The sequence below is a fragment of the Salmonella enterica subsp. diarizonae genome, assembly GCF_008692785.1.
In the GTDB taxonomy this organism is placed as follows: domain Bacteria; phylum Pseudomonadota; class Gammaproteobacteria; order Enterobacterales; family Enterobacteriaceae; genus Salmonella; species Salmonella diarizonae.
Window position 1 is genome coordinate 174,696 of record NZ_VXJV01000005.1, and the last position, 15,809, is coordinate 190,504.

Below are 15,809 nucleotides of genomic sequence, written 5' to 3' on the forward strand. Positions count from 1 at the left end.
TGTCGAAATAACTTTAAGACACTGTTGAAACTTTGCGTTATAACGGATGAGGTCTGTAAGAGGGGTGTTGAGGGGTAATTGGTATAACCAATGCAAAAATAAAACAATTACTTAACAGCTTATTATCAATAAAAAGACAATCAACGGTGGAAATTTAAATACAACGGGCTGAATCGTGTAAAGAAAATAGGTAGCATAGAAATTACCAATAATTTCCAAAATTCTGTTGCGCACAAAAAGACAAATATATTTTTATCAATTGATGTTTATTTAGCCGTTATAATTCCGGGTCGTTATTACAACGGCTAATAATGTTTTAGATCAGGCGTGTTTTTCGTAGCGCCAGGTAGTCCAGCAACCCGCCAAAGACAATGCCGCCTACGGCAACCGCTACCGCAGTCTCAAGCAATCCGGGCAGGAATGAGAAGTTAGTGTAATCCACCGCATTCATGGTCAGCAGGAGTATCCAGACTGCCAGTAAAGCGACGCCTGCAAGCAGGATTGAAAGCGCGAGGTTGTAGGCGCTACGGTATTCCGTACGGGGAATGAAACGCTCGCTCTGCCAGCTATATTCCAGCGTTTGCCGACAGACCAACAACAGCACGAGTCCGGGAACGGCGGCGACAACCGAGAAGAGGTAGAATGTCGGCCAACCGTGCGTTTCAACGAACCAGCCCGCCACAGGACCAACGTAAACGCGGCCTACCGCGGAGAGGGCTGACAGTAGGGCAAACTGCGTTGCGGAAAACGACTTATTACATAGCGTCATTAATAAGGCGACAAAGGCGGCAGTACCCATCCCCCCGCACAGATTTTCGAAAAAGACCGCAGCGCCCATGCTGAACATGTTTTTATCGGTAATGGAGAGTAACCAGTAACCGGCGTTGGACGCGCCTTGTAAAATGCCGAAAATCAGCAGCGCGCGGAACAGCGAAAGACGCTGCATTAACATGCCGCCGTATAATGCGCCGACGATCGTCGCCAGCAGGCCCAGCGTTTTATTGACCACGCCGACTTCGCCTGCGTCAAACCCGACGCCGCGAATCAAAAAGGTGGTGGTCAGGCTCATGGCGAAGGCGTCGCCCAATTTATAAAGCACAATGAGCAGTAAAATCAGCCAGGCGTTATTGCGGCCAAAGAAATCGCGTAGCGGCGCGACGACCGCCTGTTCCAGCGATTTCGGGGCCGGGATGGTATCGGTCGGTTCCGGCGCCAGTAAGGTGGCGATAATGCAGGGGATCAGCAATGCCGCCATCAGCCAGTACATGCCCTGCCAGCCGAGCCAGCGATCGGCCAGCCACAGCGCCAGGCCGCCGGAAACCAGCATCCCCAACCGGTAGCCAAGCACGCTGATTGCCGCGCCGGCGCCGCGTTCTTCTGCGGGTAAAACATCGGTTTTCCAGGCGTCGAACACGATATCCTGCGAGGCGGAGCAAAAAGCAATCACCACCGCCAGCGCCGCCATCCAGCGTAGCTGCGTGCCGGGTTCAAGAAAGCCCATCGCCGCAATTGCCGCCAGTAATAACAGTTGTGTGGCGAGTAGCCAACCGCGACGACGGCCTAAAAAAGGCGGCGTGTAGCGGTCCATTAGTGGGGACCAGAGAAACTTAAACACATAGGCCTGACCGACCAGCGAGAAGAAGCCAATCGTTTTAAGATCGATATTCTCGACGGTCATCCACGCCTGTAGCGTACCGGAGGTGAGCGCCAGCGGGAGACCGGAGGCAAAACCTAATATCAGCAGAATGGCTGAGCGCGGTTGCTGGAAAATGCGTAAATATTGACTTGACATAGGCATCTACAGGCCCGGCTTCCGCCAGGCCTTGCTGTTGCTATTAACGGGCGTTTTGCTTGATAAAATCGTGAATGCTGGTGTCCTGAGACATATCAGCAATGGTATCAGTCAGAACGCTGTTCACCGCGTCGGCAATATTCTGGTTAGAGGCCTGGAACGCCCCTTCAATAGAGTAACTGGCGCGATAGTTTTTGGTCATCTTGTTGCCATTTGCCGCAGTCGCAATAATCGCGATATCCGCTTTGGTTGCGATGTTGTAGCGCACGCTGCCCTGAGAAACATCAGCATACAGTTGGTTAACAATAATCTGCAGATTAACCGCGCCGTTAGGCCCGATCATATAGCCCCGCGCCGTCATCTGTTTTTCCAGTACTTCTTGTAACAGGAAGCGTAAATCGCGGGAGGCAGTTAACGTTACCAGTTGGTTGTTACGCGTGACCTTCGCTAACGCCTGATCCTGGCGTTGGTCCGCGCCGTTAATGCTAACGGTAACGCCCATCAGGCTCGGGTCCTGCTGTGGTAAGGTGATCTTCGGCGCGACGTCGATGGTCGTCGGCGGCGTGGCGCATCCTGCCAGCATAAACAGAGCGACTAACGGAAAGAGAAGTTTTTTTAACATATTCAGGCTCTCAATGACGCTTAAAACGTGATAGGTAAAAATTCCCGCCATCATAACACCGCTAACGGCGAGGGGAAGTGGTCAACGCAGGTAAATTCGTCGTAATGTCCGATTTGTTATTGATAACGGCGCGAGCGGAGATTTTGACCGCTAAGCGAATGATTAAGTCAGTAAACTTCATACGTTTGGTTGAAATAATCAGACGAAAGCTAAATTTTTGTTGTCATGCTGTAATGGAAACGGTAAAAGCGGCTAGTATTTAAAGGGATGGGTGACATCACAGCGTTGTCGGAGGAGATTTTCATGATGATACGTGAGCAAATAGAAGAAAAATTAAGGACAGCGTTCGACCCCGTGTTTCTCGAAGTTGTGGATGAAAGCTATCGTCACAATGTTCCAGCAGGATCGGAAAGTCATTTTAAGGTCGTGCTGGTGAGCGATCGTTTTACAGGCGAGCGTTTTCTTAATCGTCATCGGATGATTTACGGTACGTTAACGGCGGAACTCTCCACAACCGTACATGCGCTGGCACTGCATACTTATACCCTTAAAGAGTGGGAAGGATTGCAGGATACTATCTTCGCGTCGCCTCCTTGTCGCGGCGCGGGAAGCATCGCGTAGCAAAACGGATTTGCAACTACCTCCGCTTTTCCAGTATGTTGCTACAGAATTATGTGAAAACGGCCTGCGGGCCGTTTTGTTTTGTCTGAATTTTGAGCGTGTCGTACAGTATTCAGACAAAAATTAGCCGGGAATTGTGAAAACCGCCGCAGCATCGCGCAATCACCGTTCTCGACTCACAAAAGTGATGCCGCTATAATGCGCCGTCTTATATATGAACGTCTTCGGGATGATTCTGACAACAGGGAATGTGATTGATTATGAGAACATCCCGGTTCCGCGAAGCAAATAGCACGTGCTTGCGGAGTAGAGTTGACCGAGCACTGTGATTTTTTGAGGTAACAAGATGCAAGTTTCAGTTGAAACCACTCAGGGCCTTGGCCGCCGTGTAACGATTACAATCGCTGCTGACAGCATCGAGACCGCTGTAAAAAGCGAGCTGGTCAACGTAGCGAAAAAAGTACGTATTGACGGCTTCCGTAAAGGCAAAGTACCGATGAATATCGTCGCTCAGCGTTATGGCGCTTCTGTTCGCCAGGACGTGCTGGGCGATCTGATGAGCCGCAACTTCGTTGACGCGATCATCAAAGAAAAAATTAACCCGGCAGGCGCGCCGAACTATGTTCCGGGCGAATACAAAGTGGGTGAAGACTTTACTTACTCCGTCGAGTTTGAAGTCTATCCGGAGGTTGAGCTGACCGGTCTGGAGTCCATTGAAGTTGAAAAACCGGTTGTTGAAGTCACCGATGCTGACGTTGATGTAATGCTGGACACCCTGCGTAAGCAGCAGGCGACCTGGAAAGAAAAAGACGGCGCTGCTGATGCGGAAGACCGCGTGACCATCGACTTCACCGGCTCTGTAGACGGCGAAGAGTTCGAAGGCGGTAAAGCGAACGATTTCGTTCTGGCGATGGGCCAGGGCCGTATGATTCCGGGCTTTGAAGACGGCGTCAAAGGCCACAAATCCGGCGAAGAGTTCACCATCGACGTAACTTTCCCGGAAGAGTACCACGCTGAAAACCTGAAAGGTAAAGCCGCTAAATTTGTCATCAACCTGAAAAAAGTTGAAGAGCGCGAACTGCCGGAGCTGACCGAAGAATTCATCAAACGTTTCGGCGTTGAAGATGGTTCCGTTGCGGGTCTGCGTGCTGAAGTGCGTAAAAACATGGAGCGCGAGCTGAAAGGCGCCGTGCGTAACCGCGTTAAGTCTCAGGCGATTGACGGTCTGGTAAAAGCGAATGACATCGACGTTCCGGCTGCGCTGATCGACAGCGAAATCGACGTCCTGCGCCGTCAGGCTGCTCAACGTTTCGGTGGCAACGAGAAACAGGCTCTGGAGCTGCCGCGCGAACTGTTCGAAGAACAGGCTAAGCGTCGCGTTGTTGTTGGTCTGCTGCTGGGCGAAGTCATTCGTACCAACGAGCTGAAAGCGGACGAAGAACGCGTTAAAGGCCTGATCGAAGAGATGGCGTCTGCTTACGAAGATCCGAAAGAAGTGATCGAGTTCTACAGCAAAAATAAAGAGCTGATGGACAATATGCGTAACGTCGCTCTGGAAGAACAGGCTGTTGAAGCGGTTCTGGCGAAAGCGAAAGTGACTGAAAAAGCCACTTCCTTCAATGAGCTGATGAATCAGCAGGCGTAATTCGCCGCGTTAAAAGTACGAAATTCGCACAAAAACCCGTCACCTTCCAGTGACGGGTTTTTTTTGTCACGCATTTTGCATGGTAAGGGTGCGAAAACCGCGTTTCAGTGTTAGCGTTAGAGCAAAAGATTGTTATGCTTGAATTATGGCGATGCCGTACCCATTACAGAGGGACTGGCTGATAATCCGTCCATCAGGTTACAATCAGTACAGCAGGTTTTTTCAATTTTTATCCAGGAGACGGAAATGTCATACAGCGGAGAACGAGATAATTTTGCCCCTCATATGGCGCTGGTGCCGATGGTCATTGAACAGACCTCACGCGGTGAGCGCTCTTTTGATATCTATTCTCGTCTACTAAAGGAACGCGTCATATTTCTGACCGGCCAGGTCGAAGACCATATGGCTAATCTGATTGTGGCGCAGATGCTGTTTCTGGAAGCGGAAAACCCGGAAAAAGATATCTATCTGTACATTAATTCTCCTGGCGGCGTAATTACTGCGGGGATGTCTATCTATGACACCATGCAGTTTATTAAGCCAGACGTCAGCACCATTTGTATGGGACAGGCGGCCTCTATGGGGGCGTTTCTGCTGACTGCCGGGGCGAAAGGCAAACGTTTCTGCTTGCCGAACTCTCGCGTCATGATCCACCAGCCGCTGGGCGGTTACCAGGGCCAGGCGACGGATATTGAAATTCACGCCCGTGAAATTCTGAAAGTAAAAGGGCGCATGAATGAACTTATGGCGCACCATACGGGTCAATCTCTTGAGCAGATTGAGCGTGATACTGAGCGCGATCGCTTCCTCTCCGCGCCTGAAGCGGTAGAGTACGGTTTGGTTGACTCAATTTTGACCCATCGTAATTGATGCCCTGGACGCAAGTGTGCCGCTATAATAGGTAAAGGCGGCACAACGCTGATTAGCGGCTTGCGCCTGAGAATGGCATTTGCGTCGTCGTGTGCGGCACAAAGAACAAAGAAGAGGTTTTGACTCATGACAGATAAACGCAAAGATGGCTCGGGCAAATTGTTGTACTGCTCTTTTTGCGGCAAAAGCCAGCATGAAGTGCGCAAGCTGATTGCCGGTCCATCCGTGTATATCTGCGACGAATGCGTCGATTTATGTAACGACATTATTCGCGAAGAAATTAAAGAAGTTGCTCCGCACCGTGAACGCAGTGCGCTGCCGACGCCGCATGAAATTCGCACCCACCTGGACGATTACGTTATCGGTCAGGAGCAGGCGAAAAAAGTGCTGGCGGTGGCGGTCTATAACCACTACAAGCGTCTGCGTAATGGCGATACCAGCAATGGCGTCGAGTTAGGCAAAAGCAACATTCTGCTGATTGGACCGACCGGTTCCGGTAAAACGCTGCTGGCGGAAACGCTGGCGCGTTTGCTGGATGTGCCGTTCACTATGGCGGATGCTACCACGCTGACCGAAGCGGGTTACGTGGGTGAAGACGTCGAGAATATCATTCAGAAACTGTTGCAGAAATGCGACTACGACGTGCAAAAAGCGCAGCGCGGAATTGTCTACATTGATGAAATCGACAAGATTTCGCGTAAGTCAGACAATCCGTCCATTACCCGCGATGTTTCCGGCGAAGGCGTACAGCAGGCGTTGCTGAAACTGATCGAAGGCACCGTCGCCGCGGTTCCACCGCAGGGCGGTCGCAAACATCCGCAGCAGGAGTTCTTACAGGTAGATACCTCTAAGATTCTGTTTATCTGCGGCGGCGCGTTTGCCGGTCTGGATAAAGTGATCGCTAACCGTGTTGAAACCGGCTCCGGCATTGGTTTTGGCGCGACGGTGAAAGCGAAGTCCGACAAAGCCAGCGAAGGCGAGTTGTTGTCGCAGGTTGAGCCGGAAGATTTGATCAAATTTGGTCTGATTCCTGAGTTTATCGGTCGTCTACCGGTGGTGGCGACGCTGAACGAACTGAGCGAAGAAGCGCTGATTCAAATCCTGAAGGAGCCGAAAAATGCGCTGACCAAGCAGTATCAGGCGTTGTTTAACCTGGAAGGCGTCGATCTGGAATTCCGTGACGAAGCGTTGGACGCTATCGCCAGGAAAGCGATGGCGCGTAAAACCGGCGCCCGAGGTCTGCGTTCTATCGTCGAAGCGGCGCTGCTGGATACCATGTACGATCTGCCATCTATGGAAGACGTCGAAAAAGTGGTGATCGACGAGTCTGTTATTGACGGTCAGAGTAAGCCGTTGCTGATTTACGGCAAACCGGAAGCGCAGGCTTCTGGCGAATAATTAAACATTCATACAATCAGTTAGCCAAAAAAGGGGGGATTTTATCTCCCCTTTCGTTTTTCCTGTAAACACGCCGTTGAATGTGTGGGAAACATCCCCATATACTGACGTACATGTTAAAGGTGGTATGGAGCACAGCTATACTATCTGATTACCTGGCGGACACTAAACTAAGAGAGAGCTCTATGAATCCTGAGCGTTCTGAACGCATTGAAATCCCCGTATTGCCATTGCGCGATGTGGTGGTTTATCCGCACATGGTCATACCCTTATTTGTAGGGCGGGAAAAATCTATCCGTTGTCTGGAAGCGGCTATGGACCATGATAAAAAAATCATGCTGGTCGCCCAGAAGGAAGCATCAACGGATGAGCCGGGTGTAAACGATCTTTTCACCGTCGGGACCGTGGCCTCTATTTTGCAGATGCTGAAACTGCCTGACGGCACCGTAAAAGTGCTGGTCGAGGGGTTACAGCGCGCGCGCATTTCCGCGCTGTCTGACAATGGCGAACATTTCTCCGCGAAGGCGGAGTACCTTGATTCACCAGCCATTGATGAGCGTGAACAAGAAGTGCTGGTGCGTACCGCTATCAGCCAGTTCGAAGGCTACATCAAGCTGAACAAAAAAATCCCGCCGGAAGTGCTGACGTCGCTCAATAGCATTGACGACCCTGCACGTCTGGCTGACACCATCGCCGCGCATATGCCGCTGAAGCTGGCGGATAAACAGTCCGTACTGGAGATGTCCGACGTTAACGAACGTCTGGAATATCTGATGGCGATGATGGAATCTGAAATCGATCTGCTGCAAGTTGAGAAACGCATTCGCAACCGCGTGAAAAAGCAGATGGAGAAATCCCAGCGCGAGTACTATCTGAACGAGCAAATGAAAGCGATTCAGAAAGAACTCGGCGAGATGGATGACGCGCCGGACGAAAACGAAGCGCTGAAGCGTAAGATCGACGCGGCGAAAATGCCGAAAGAGGCGAAAGAGAAAGCAGAAGCGGAACTGCAGAAGCTGAAAATGATGTCTCCGATGTCGGCGGAAGCGACCGTGGTGCGCGGCTACATCGACTGGATGGTGCAGGTGCCGTGGAATGCGCGTAGCAAGGTCAAAAAAGACCTGCGTCAGGCGCAGGAAATCCTTGATACCGACCATTATGGTCTGGAGCGCGTTAAAGACCGTATCCTTGAGTATCTCGCGGTACAAAGCCGTGTAAATAAAATCAAGGGGCCGATCCTGTGCCTGGTGGGGCCGCCAGGGGTAGGTAAAACCTCGTTGGGTCAGTCCATCGCCAAAGCGACAGGGCGTAAATATATCCGTATGGCGCTGGGCGGCGTGCGTGATGAAGCGGAAATCCGCGGTCACCGCCGGACTTACATTGGCTCTATGCCGGGTAAACTGATCCAAAAAATGGCCAAAGTGGGGGTTAAAAACCCGCTATTCCTGCTCGATGAGATCGACAAAATGTCCTCGGATATGCGTGGCGATCCGGCGTCAGCGCTGCTTGAAGTACTGGACCCGGAGCAGAACGTGGCTTTCAGCGATCATTACCTGGAAGTGGATTACGATCTCAGCGATGTGATGTTCGTCGCCACCTCCAACTCCATGAACATTCCGGCGCCGTTGCTGGATCGTATGGAAGTGATCCGCCTGTCCGGTTATACCGAAGACGAGAAGCTGAATATTGCTAAACGCCACCTGCTGCCGAAGCAGATCGAGCGTAACGCGCTGAAGAAAGGCGAACTGACGGTCGACGATAGCGCGATTATTGGCATTATCCGCTATTACACGCGTGAAGCGGGCGTACGTAGTCTGGAGCGCGAAATCTCCAAACTGTGCCGCAAGGCCGTTAAGCAACTGCTGTTGGATAAGTCATTAAAAAACATTGTGATCAATGGCGATAACCTGCACGACTACCTCGGTGTGCAGCGCTTTGATTATGGCCGGGCGGATAGCGAAAATCGCGTAGGTCAGGTGACGGGGCTGGCGTGGACGGAAGTGGGCGGCGATTTGCTGACCATCGAAACCGCCTGCGTACCGGGCAAGGGCAAGTTGACTTATACCGGCTCGCTCGGTGAAGTGATGCAGGAATCCATTCAGGCGGCGCTGACCGTGGTGCGCGCGCGCGCAGAAAAACTGGGTATTAATCCGGACTTTTACGAAAAACGCGACATCCACGTTCACGTGCCGGAAGGCGCAACGCCGAAAGACGGTCCAAGCGCCGGTATCGCTATGTGTACCGCGCTGGTTTCCTGCCTGACCGGTAATCCGGTGCGCGCAGATGTGGCAATGACCGGTGAGATCACGCTGCGTGGTCAGGTATTGCCGATCGGCGGCCTGAAAGAAAAACTGTTGGCGGCGCATCGCGGCGGGATTAAAACGGTCTTAATTCCATTCGAAAATAAACGTGATCTGGAGGAAATTCCGGACAACGTAATTGCCGATCTGGATATTCATCCGGTGAAGCGTATTGAGGAAGTTCTGACGCTTGCTCTGCAAAACGAACCGTCTGGAATGCAGGTTGTAACCGCAAAATAGTGACCTCGCGCAAATAGCGCTAATAAAAACAGGGCTGGCAGGCTATTTCGGACTTGCCAGCCTTTTTTTGTATAGCTAATTTAGATGGTTGATTGGGTCTGCCACCATTAACGGGTGTTGTAAGGGCGTGGCAGGCCTGATATAACTGCTGCGCGGTCGTACTTCGAAGGATTCAAGTGCGATATAAATTATAAAGAGGAAGAGAAGAGTGAATAAATCTCAACTGATCGAAAAAATTGCTGCAGGGGCTGATATCTCTAAGGCTGCGGCTGGACGTGCGTTAGATGCGATTATTGCTTCTGTTACCGAATCTCTGAAAGAAGGGGATGACGTTGCACTGGTAGGTTTTGGTACTTTTGCTGTTAAAGAGCGTGCTGCCCGTACTGGTCGCAACCCGCAAACAGGTAAAGAGATCACCATCGCCGCTGCAAAAGTGCCGAGTTTCCGTGCAGGTAAAGCGCTGAAAGACGCGGTAAACTAAGCGTGATCCCCTCGGGGGATGTGACAAAGTACAAGGGCGCATCAACTGATGTGCCTTTTTTATTGGCTATTCGGGACTTTCTGCGCGTTGCGGGCTGACAATTGCCCTCGTTTCTTGTCACAATAGGCTTTTGCGCGCTGCGTTCAGAAAATGCGATGCGCGTGAAATATATATACGCAAATCATTCAAGTTGCGTCGACGCGGCAACTGAGCGAATCACTCGGTAGTCTGCAGAGAAGCCGCCTGAAAGATAAAGTGTAAAGTCACCTACAGCGGAGTGTGGTTACACCATGATGGACAGCTTACGCACGGCTGCAAACAGTCTCGTGCTCAAGATTATTTTCGTTATCATTATCGTGTCGTTCATTTTGACCGGCGTTAGTGGTTACCTGATTGGCGGAAGCAATAACTACGCCGCAAAAGTGAATGGCCAGGAAATCAGCCGGGCACAGTTTGAGAATGCGTTTAACAACGAACGTAACCGTATGCAGCAGCAGTTGGGCGACCGGTATTCTGAACTGGCGGCCAACGAAGGTTATATGAAAAGTCTGCGCCAGCAGGTGCTGAATCGTCTGATAGATGAAGCGCTGTTGGATCAATATTCCCGTGAACTGAAACTGGGCATCAGCGATGAGCAGGTAAAGCAGGCGATTTTCGCCACTCCCGCTTTTCAGGTGGACGGTCGGTTTGACAACAACCGCTATAACGCGATTGTGAATCAGATGGGAATGACGGCCGATCAGTATGCTCAGGCGCTGCGTAACCAGCTTACCACTCAGCAACTGATCAACGGCGTGGCCGGTACTGATTTTATGCTGAAAGGGGAAACCGACGAGCTGGCGGCATTAGTCTCTCAACAGCGCGTGGTGCGTGAAGCCGCTATTGATGTCAACGCGCTGGCGGCGAAGCAGCAGGTGACCGATCAGGAAGTGTCCAGCTACTACGATCAGAATAAAGCCCGCTTTATGACGCCGGAACAGTTCCGTGTAAGCTACATCAAGCTGGATGCTGCGACGATGCAGGCGCCGGTCAGCGATGCGGATATTCAGGCCTATTATGATCAGCATTTGGATCAGTTTACCCAGCCGGAGCGTAATCGTTACAGCATTATTCAGACCAAAACGGAAGATGATGCGAAAGCGGTACTGGATGCGCTGAACAAGGGCGAAGATTTCGCCACGCTGGCGAAAGAGAAATCTACCGACATCATCTCTGCGCGTAATGGCGGCGATATGGGCTGGCTGGAAGAGTCTGCCACGGTGCCGGAACTGAAAAATGCCGGTTTGAAAGAGAAAGGCCAGATATCTGGCGTGATTAAGTCGTCTGTCGGTTTTCTGGTGGCGCGTCTGGATGATATTCAGCCTGCCAAAGTGAAACCGTTAAGCGAGGTTCGCGACGACATTGCCGCGAAAGTGAAACAAGAGAAAGCGCTGGATGCTTACTATGCGTTACAGCAGAAGGTGAGCGATGCGGCAAGCAATGACAATGAGTCGTTAGCAAGCGCTGAACAGGCCGCTGGCGTAAAAGCGGTTGAAACCGGTTGGTTTAGCCATGACAACTTGCCGGAAGAGCTGAACTTCAAACCGGTAGCCGATGCTATCTTTAATGGCGGTCTGGTGGGCGAAAACGGTACGCCGGGGCCGAATTCAGACATTATCACCGTGGATGGTGACCGGGCTTTTGTCGTGCGCGTGAGCGAGCATAAACCTGAAGCCGTGAAGCCGTTGGCAGAGGTGAAAGAACAGGTCACTGCCCTGGTGAAGCATAATAAAGCTGAACAACAGGCGAAGCTGGATGCAGAAAAACTGCTGGTCGAGCTGAAAGCGGGCAAAGGCGCGGAAGCGATGAAAGCGGCGGGGCTGAGCTTTGGCGAGCCTAAAACGTTAAGCCGTACCAGTCAGGATCCGGTGAGTCAGGCGGCCTTTGCGTTAAGCCTCCCGACGAAAGATAAGCCAGTCTATGGCGTGGCGAACGATATGCAGGGTAACGTTGTTCTGCTGGCGTTTGACGAGGTGAAAGCGGGCTCCATGCCGGAAGCGCAGAAAAAAGCGATGGTGCAGGGCATCACGCAGAACAATGCGCAAATTGTCTTTGAGGCGCTGATGAGCAATCTGCGTAAAGAGGCGAAAATCAAAATCGGCGACGCTCTGGAACAGCAGTAATCGTCGAGGCGCTTCGCAAAAAATTGCAAAACGTTGTATCCCACAAAGGCCGCTTTCGCGGCCTTTTCCATTTTTGAGAATTGCCGTTTGTTCGTTTTTCTCCGTCCCGCTATCGTGGCTTCACTGTTAACAAACAAGGAGAAAACAGCATGAAACACGGAATTAAGGCACTGCTTATTACGCTTTCTTTAACCTGCGCGGGCATGACCCATAGCGCGCTGGCGGCGACGCCTGTTGCAAAAAACGCAGCGGTGGAAACAAAAGCGGATACGCCTTCTTCATCCTCCACCAAAGCGGCATTACCTGCTAAAGCCAGCGATGATGAAGGTACCAGGGTGAGCATTAATACCGCGTCAGCGGAGGATCTGGCGCGGGTGATGAACGGTGTTGGGCTGAAAAAAGCGCAGGCCATTGTAAGCTATCGAGAGGAGTATGGTCCTTTTAAAACGGTGGATGATTTAAAGCAGGTGCCGGGAATGGGAAGCGCGCTAGTAGAGCGTAATCTGGCAGTTTTAACATTGTAATAACTTGCACAGTGGCAAAAATTTGCCAGACTGTAGAGGTCATACCAGTTATGGCCTCTGTACTTGTCGTTTACTTATAACAACAACGTAAGGTTATTGCGCTATGCAAACACAAATCAAAGTTCGTGGTTATCATCTTGATGTTTATCAGCATGTTAATAATGCCCGCTATCTGGAGTTTCTGGAAGAAGCCCGCTGGGATGGGCTGGAAAACAGCGACAGCTTTCAGTGGATGACGGCCCGCAATATTGCGTTCGTGGTGGTAAACATCAATATAAATTACCGTCGCCCGGCGGTATTGAGCGATCTACTGACCGTTACCAGTCAGGTACAACAGCTTAACGGTAAAAGTGGCGTATTAAGCCAGACGATCACGCTGGAGCCAGAAGGGCAGGTGGTGGCGGATGCGCTCATCACATTTGTCTGCATTGATTTAAAAACGCAAAAAGCGCTGCCGCTGGAAGGCGAATTGCGTGAAAAGCTGGAACAGATGGTGCAATAACGCCTCGCAGCCTGATGGCGCTGCGCTTATCAGGCCTACGGGCGATATTGACCACGGTGAATGTCGCCAGGCCGGATAAGGTGCGTGCACCGCCATCCGGCAAAACAATCACCTTAACCCGGTTTTCTGCTTCATTGCCGCCATTACCGTCGCTTTATTCGCCAGATAATGATTCAGGCCGTTGGCGCGCAGATTACAGGCAGCACAATGACCACAGCCGTCGCCTTTGATGCCGTTATAACAGGTCAGCGTCTCTTCGCGAACTAAATCCAGTTTGCCCCAATAATCGGCCAGCGCCCAGGTTTCAGCTTTATCAATCCACATTAAGGGCGTTTCGAAACGGATATCTTTCGCCATGCCCAGATTCACAGCGTGATTCAGCGCCTTGACGAACTCATCGCGACAGTCTGGATAGCCGGAAAAATCGGTTTCGCAAACGCCGGTGATCACTGCCTCGGCTTTGACCTGATAAGCGTAAATCGCCGCCAGCGTCAGAAAGAGAATATTGCGTCCCGGTACGAAAGTATTGGGGATGCCGTCAGCGTTCGGTTCATAATCCGGCACCGGAATGCTATCCCGCGTCAGGCTGCTGACCGCCAGTTCGTTCAGCAAAGTGACATCCAGCACTTTATGCGCGCGCGCGCCAAGTTTTAACGCCAGAGAGCGTGCGACATCAATCTCTGCGCGGTGGCGCTGACCATAATCAAACGTGACACAATGCACTTCATCATACTGATGTCGCGCTTGCGCCAGACAAGTGGTGGAGTCCTGACCTCCACTAAATACAACAACGGCGCGTTTCATAGTTATCCTGATAAATGACGAAAACCAATATGGTAACGCGTGCGGATAATACCGACCAGCTTCTTCACGGCGAAGGCGGCGGAAGCCAGGCTTCGCTAAATTCAAACCAGCCGCGAGGGGTGAGCCGAACGCCGTTAACGCCAGGTGGAGCGCTGATGCGATAGTGATAATTAAACAGCGGCGTAAGTGTGGCGTCATCCATCAGGTTGGCAAAAACTTGTTGCAGGGCAGTGCGGCGATCCTTTTCATTGGGCTGAATTTGCAGGGCGTCAAGCGTAGCCTGCAGATGGGAAAACGCAGGCGCGTCCAGGACATGCGGCCAGATCTGATCGCAACGTAGCCACTGCTCCAGCGTATATTCCGGCGCTTCGCCGATCAGCCTGTCGCCCATCATCAGATCCGCTTGCGCCAGCGCAGGGCAGTCATCCCAGTTTTTGGCGTTATGAAAAATCAACGTTAACTCACAGCCGAGCGTCGCAAGGTAATGTCGAAGCTGCTCCGCCATCGTATGAAGCTCTACGGGAAGGTGGTACGCCAGGGTGAGTTTTTTAGGCAATGGCGTTTCATCAACAACCTGCCATTGCGGGATTGTCCAGCCGGGTAGCAGCCCCTGACTTGGCGTAATCAAATTCTCATCTACCGGCAATGTTTTCAGCAGAGAAGTATGATGGATAATATGTACCAGACGTCGTGCCTGTTGTACGTTGAGCCGTGAGCCCTTTTTGATAGTTAAATAGCAAAAGCCCAGACTGATACCACTACTTACCTGACTCAGCGTCGCCAGCTCTTCCGGTTTGCCGATGGCGATCTGCACCGGATGGCGGCAACTGGTGCCCAGATCCTGGGCAAACAGTTGCGGGGTGATCCAGAATTCAATCGCTTTCAGCAGCGGATGGTTAAGGTGATAATGGTCATGACTTTCCAGACGTACCAGTTCCGGCGTGAACAACGTCAGGCGAAAAGGGCCGGTGCCGATAAGCGGCAGGTCAGGATGTGCCAGACCGCTACAATAGCTGGCCAGACGATGCGCCAGCCAGTAATCAGGCCGGTGAAGGAGAAAGGTAAGGCACTGAGGATGCGTTATTTCGATACGGGCGACGCTAATAAACAATTTGCTTAGCGCGGGTAGGGTAAGCAGCCTTTCCAGGCGTTCGTGTAGCTGCGCGGTGTCCACCGTATCGCCATTATGCCAGTGCAGCGTGGAGCGAATATAAAAATCCCAGCGTAAACCGTCGGCGGAAACCTCCCAGTGATGCGCCAAATCCCCGCAAGGATATTGGCTGTCGCGGTCGAAGCGCGTTAACCCGGAAAAAATTTGCCCTGCGAGATGTTGTTCCGCGCGTCCTGGCAGGAAACCCGAATGCAGCGGTTCAAGCGGACGATAGTAGGGAATACGCAATGTCGGCGTATCGTTTTGCCATTGGCCGCCCATAAAAGGCTGGAGCATCGCCCGTAATTCGCCAGGCGCCAGTTGCGCCAGTTCCAGTACGTTGAGCTGCTGCCCTTTTTCCAGCGCCTGTTCCATCATGGCGGTACGGAGCGATTCCGGCGTGACCAGAAACTGTAGCCGTCCACGTTTCCCGCGCCCGGACTGTGCTTCCCATTTTAGCCAACCCGCCTGCTGGGCCTGACGCAGCAGCGTTCGCAGGTGGCGCTCGCTACAAAAACAGCGTTCAGCCAGTTCGCTAACGGTGACATGTTGTGTTTCTCCGGCGGAAGGCTGCCAGAGGCGTTGATATTGATTAAGCCGATTCAGTAGCCTCATAGAAACCCGGAACACTTCATTTTATCTGTTCACTATTACTTCCGTATATCTCAGGTAATACTGAATGACAAGTTAACCGCGTC

Annotated in this window: 13 protein-coding genes; 9 read left to right on the forward strand and 4 right to left on the reverse strand. The window is 51.8% G+C overall.

Features of this window, described 5'->3' with window-relative positions:
* Positions 1–316: 316 nt before the first annotated feature.
* On the reverse strand, positions 317–1,792 hold the full coding sequence (gene ampG / locus F4V72_RS12030) for a muropeptide MFS transporter AmpG (RefSeq protein WP_053508554.1): 1,476 nt from the start codon (positions 1,790–1,792) through the stop codon (positions 317–319).
* A gap of 43 nt (positions 1,793–1,835) precedes the next feature.
* Complete coding sequence (locus F4V72_RS12035; RefSeq protein ID WP_023182804.1) at positions 1,836–2,414, reverse strand: lipoprotein; 579 nt, start codon at positions 2,412–2,414, stop codon at positions 1,836–1,838.
* Positions 2,415–2,717: 303 nt separating this feature from the next.
* On the opposite strand from F4V72_RS12035, the gene bolA reads away from it, so the two are divergent.
* The 9 genes from bolA to fadM all read left to right on the forward strand — a co-directional run bounded on the left by bolA (position 2,718) and on the right by fadM (position 13,157).
* Positions 2,718–3,035, forward strand: a complete 318-nt coding sequence (gene bolA, locus F4V72_RS12040) for a transcriptional regulator BolA (protein ID WP_000973433.1) — start codon at positions 2,718–2,720, stop codon at positions 3,033–3,035.
* Positions 3,036–3,381: 346 nt separating this feature from the next.
* Positions 3,382–4,680, forward strand: coding sequence for a trigger factor (gene tig, locus F4V72_RS12050; RefSeq protein ID WP_053529238.1), 1,299 nt, complete (start codon positions 3,382–3,384; stop codon positions 4,678–4,680).
* A 246-nt stretch (positions 4,681–4,926) separates the two neighbouring features.
* Positions 4,927–5,550: an ATP-dependent Clp endopeptidase proteolytic subunit ClpP gene (gene clpP / locus F4V72_RS12055; RefSeq protein ID WP_000122251.1), complete on the forward strand. Its 624-nt coding sequence runs from the start codon at positions 4,927–4,929 to the stop codon at positions 5,548–5,550.
* Between the two features lie 126 nt (positions 5,551–5,676).
* Entirely contained in the window at positions 5,677–6,948 is a 1,272-nt protein-coding gene (gene clpX, locus F4V72_RS12060) for an ATP-dependent protease ATP-binding subunit ClpX (RefSeq protein ID WP_023178539.1), read from the forward strand.
* 185 nt (positions 6,949–7,133) lie between these two features.
* Positions 7,134–9,488 carry an endopeptidase La gene (lon, locus tag F4V72_RS12065; protein WP_001067727.1) on the forward strand — a complete coding sequence of 785 codons (2,355 nt, stop codon included), beginning with the start codon at positions 7,134–7,136 and terminating at the stop codon, positions 9,486–9,488.
* 190 nt (positions 9,489–9,678) lie between these two features.
* Positions 9,679–9,969, forward strand: a complete 291-nt coding sequence (gene hupB, locus F4V72_RS12070) for a nucleoid-associated protein HU-beta (RefSeq protein ID WP_254888479.1) — start codon at positions 9,679–9,681, stop codon at positions 9,967–9,969.
* A 290-nt stretch (positions 9,970–10,259) separates the two neighbouring features.
* Positions 10,260–12,131, forward strand: coding sequence for a peptidylprolyl isomerase (ppiD, locus tag F4V72_RS12075; RefSeq protein WP_053529239.1), 1,872 nt, complete (start codon positions 10,260–10,262; stop codon positions 12,129–12,131).
* Between the two features lie 149 nt (positions 12,132–12,280).
* Entirely contained in the window at positions 12,281–12,655 is a 375-nt protein-coding gene (locus F4V72_RS12080) for a helix-hairpin-helix domain-containing protein (protein WP_023246687.1), read from the forward strand.
* A 103-nt stretch (positions 12,656–12,758) separates the two neighbouring features.
* Positions 12,759–13,157, forward strand: a complete 399-nt coding sequence (gene fadM, locus F4V72_RS12085; RefSeq protein WP_001194543.1) for a long-chain acyl-CoA thioesterase FadM — start codon at positions 12,759–12,761, stop codon at positions 13,155–13,157.
* Positions 13,158–13,265: 108 nt separating this feature from the next.
* Here fadM and queC read toward each other — a convergent pair whose 3' ends face one another.
* The gene (queC, locus tag F4V72_RS12090; protein ID WP_023246688.1) at positions 13,266–13,961 is read right to left on the reverse strand and encodes a 7-cyano-7-deazaguanine synthase QueC; all 696 of its coding nucleotides are present in this window, start codon (positions 13,959–13,961) and stop codon (positions 13,266–13,268) included.
* Positions 13,962–14,025: 64 nt separating this feature from the next.
* Positions 14,026–15,726: an SgrR family transcriptional regulator gene (locus tag F4V72_RS12095; protein WP_053508547.1), complete on the reverse strand. Its 1,701-nt coding sequence runs from the start codon at positions 15,724–15,726 to the stop codon at positions 14,026–14,028.
* Positions 15,727–15,809: the final 83 nt, after the last annotated feature.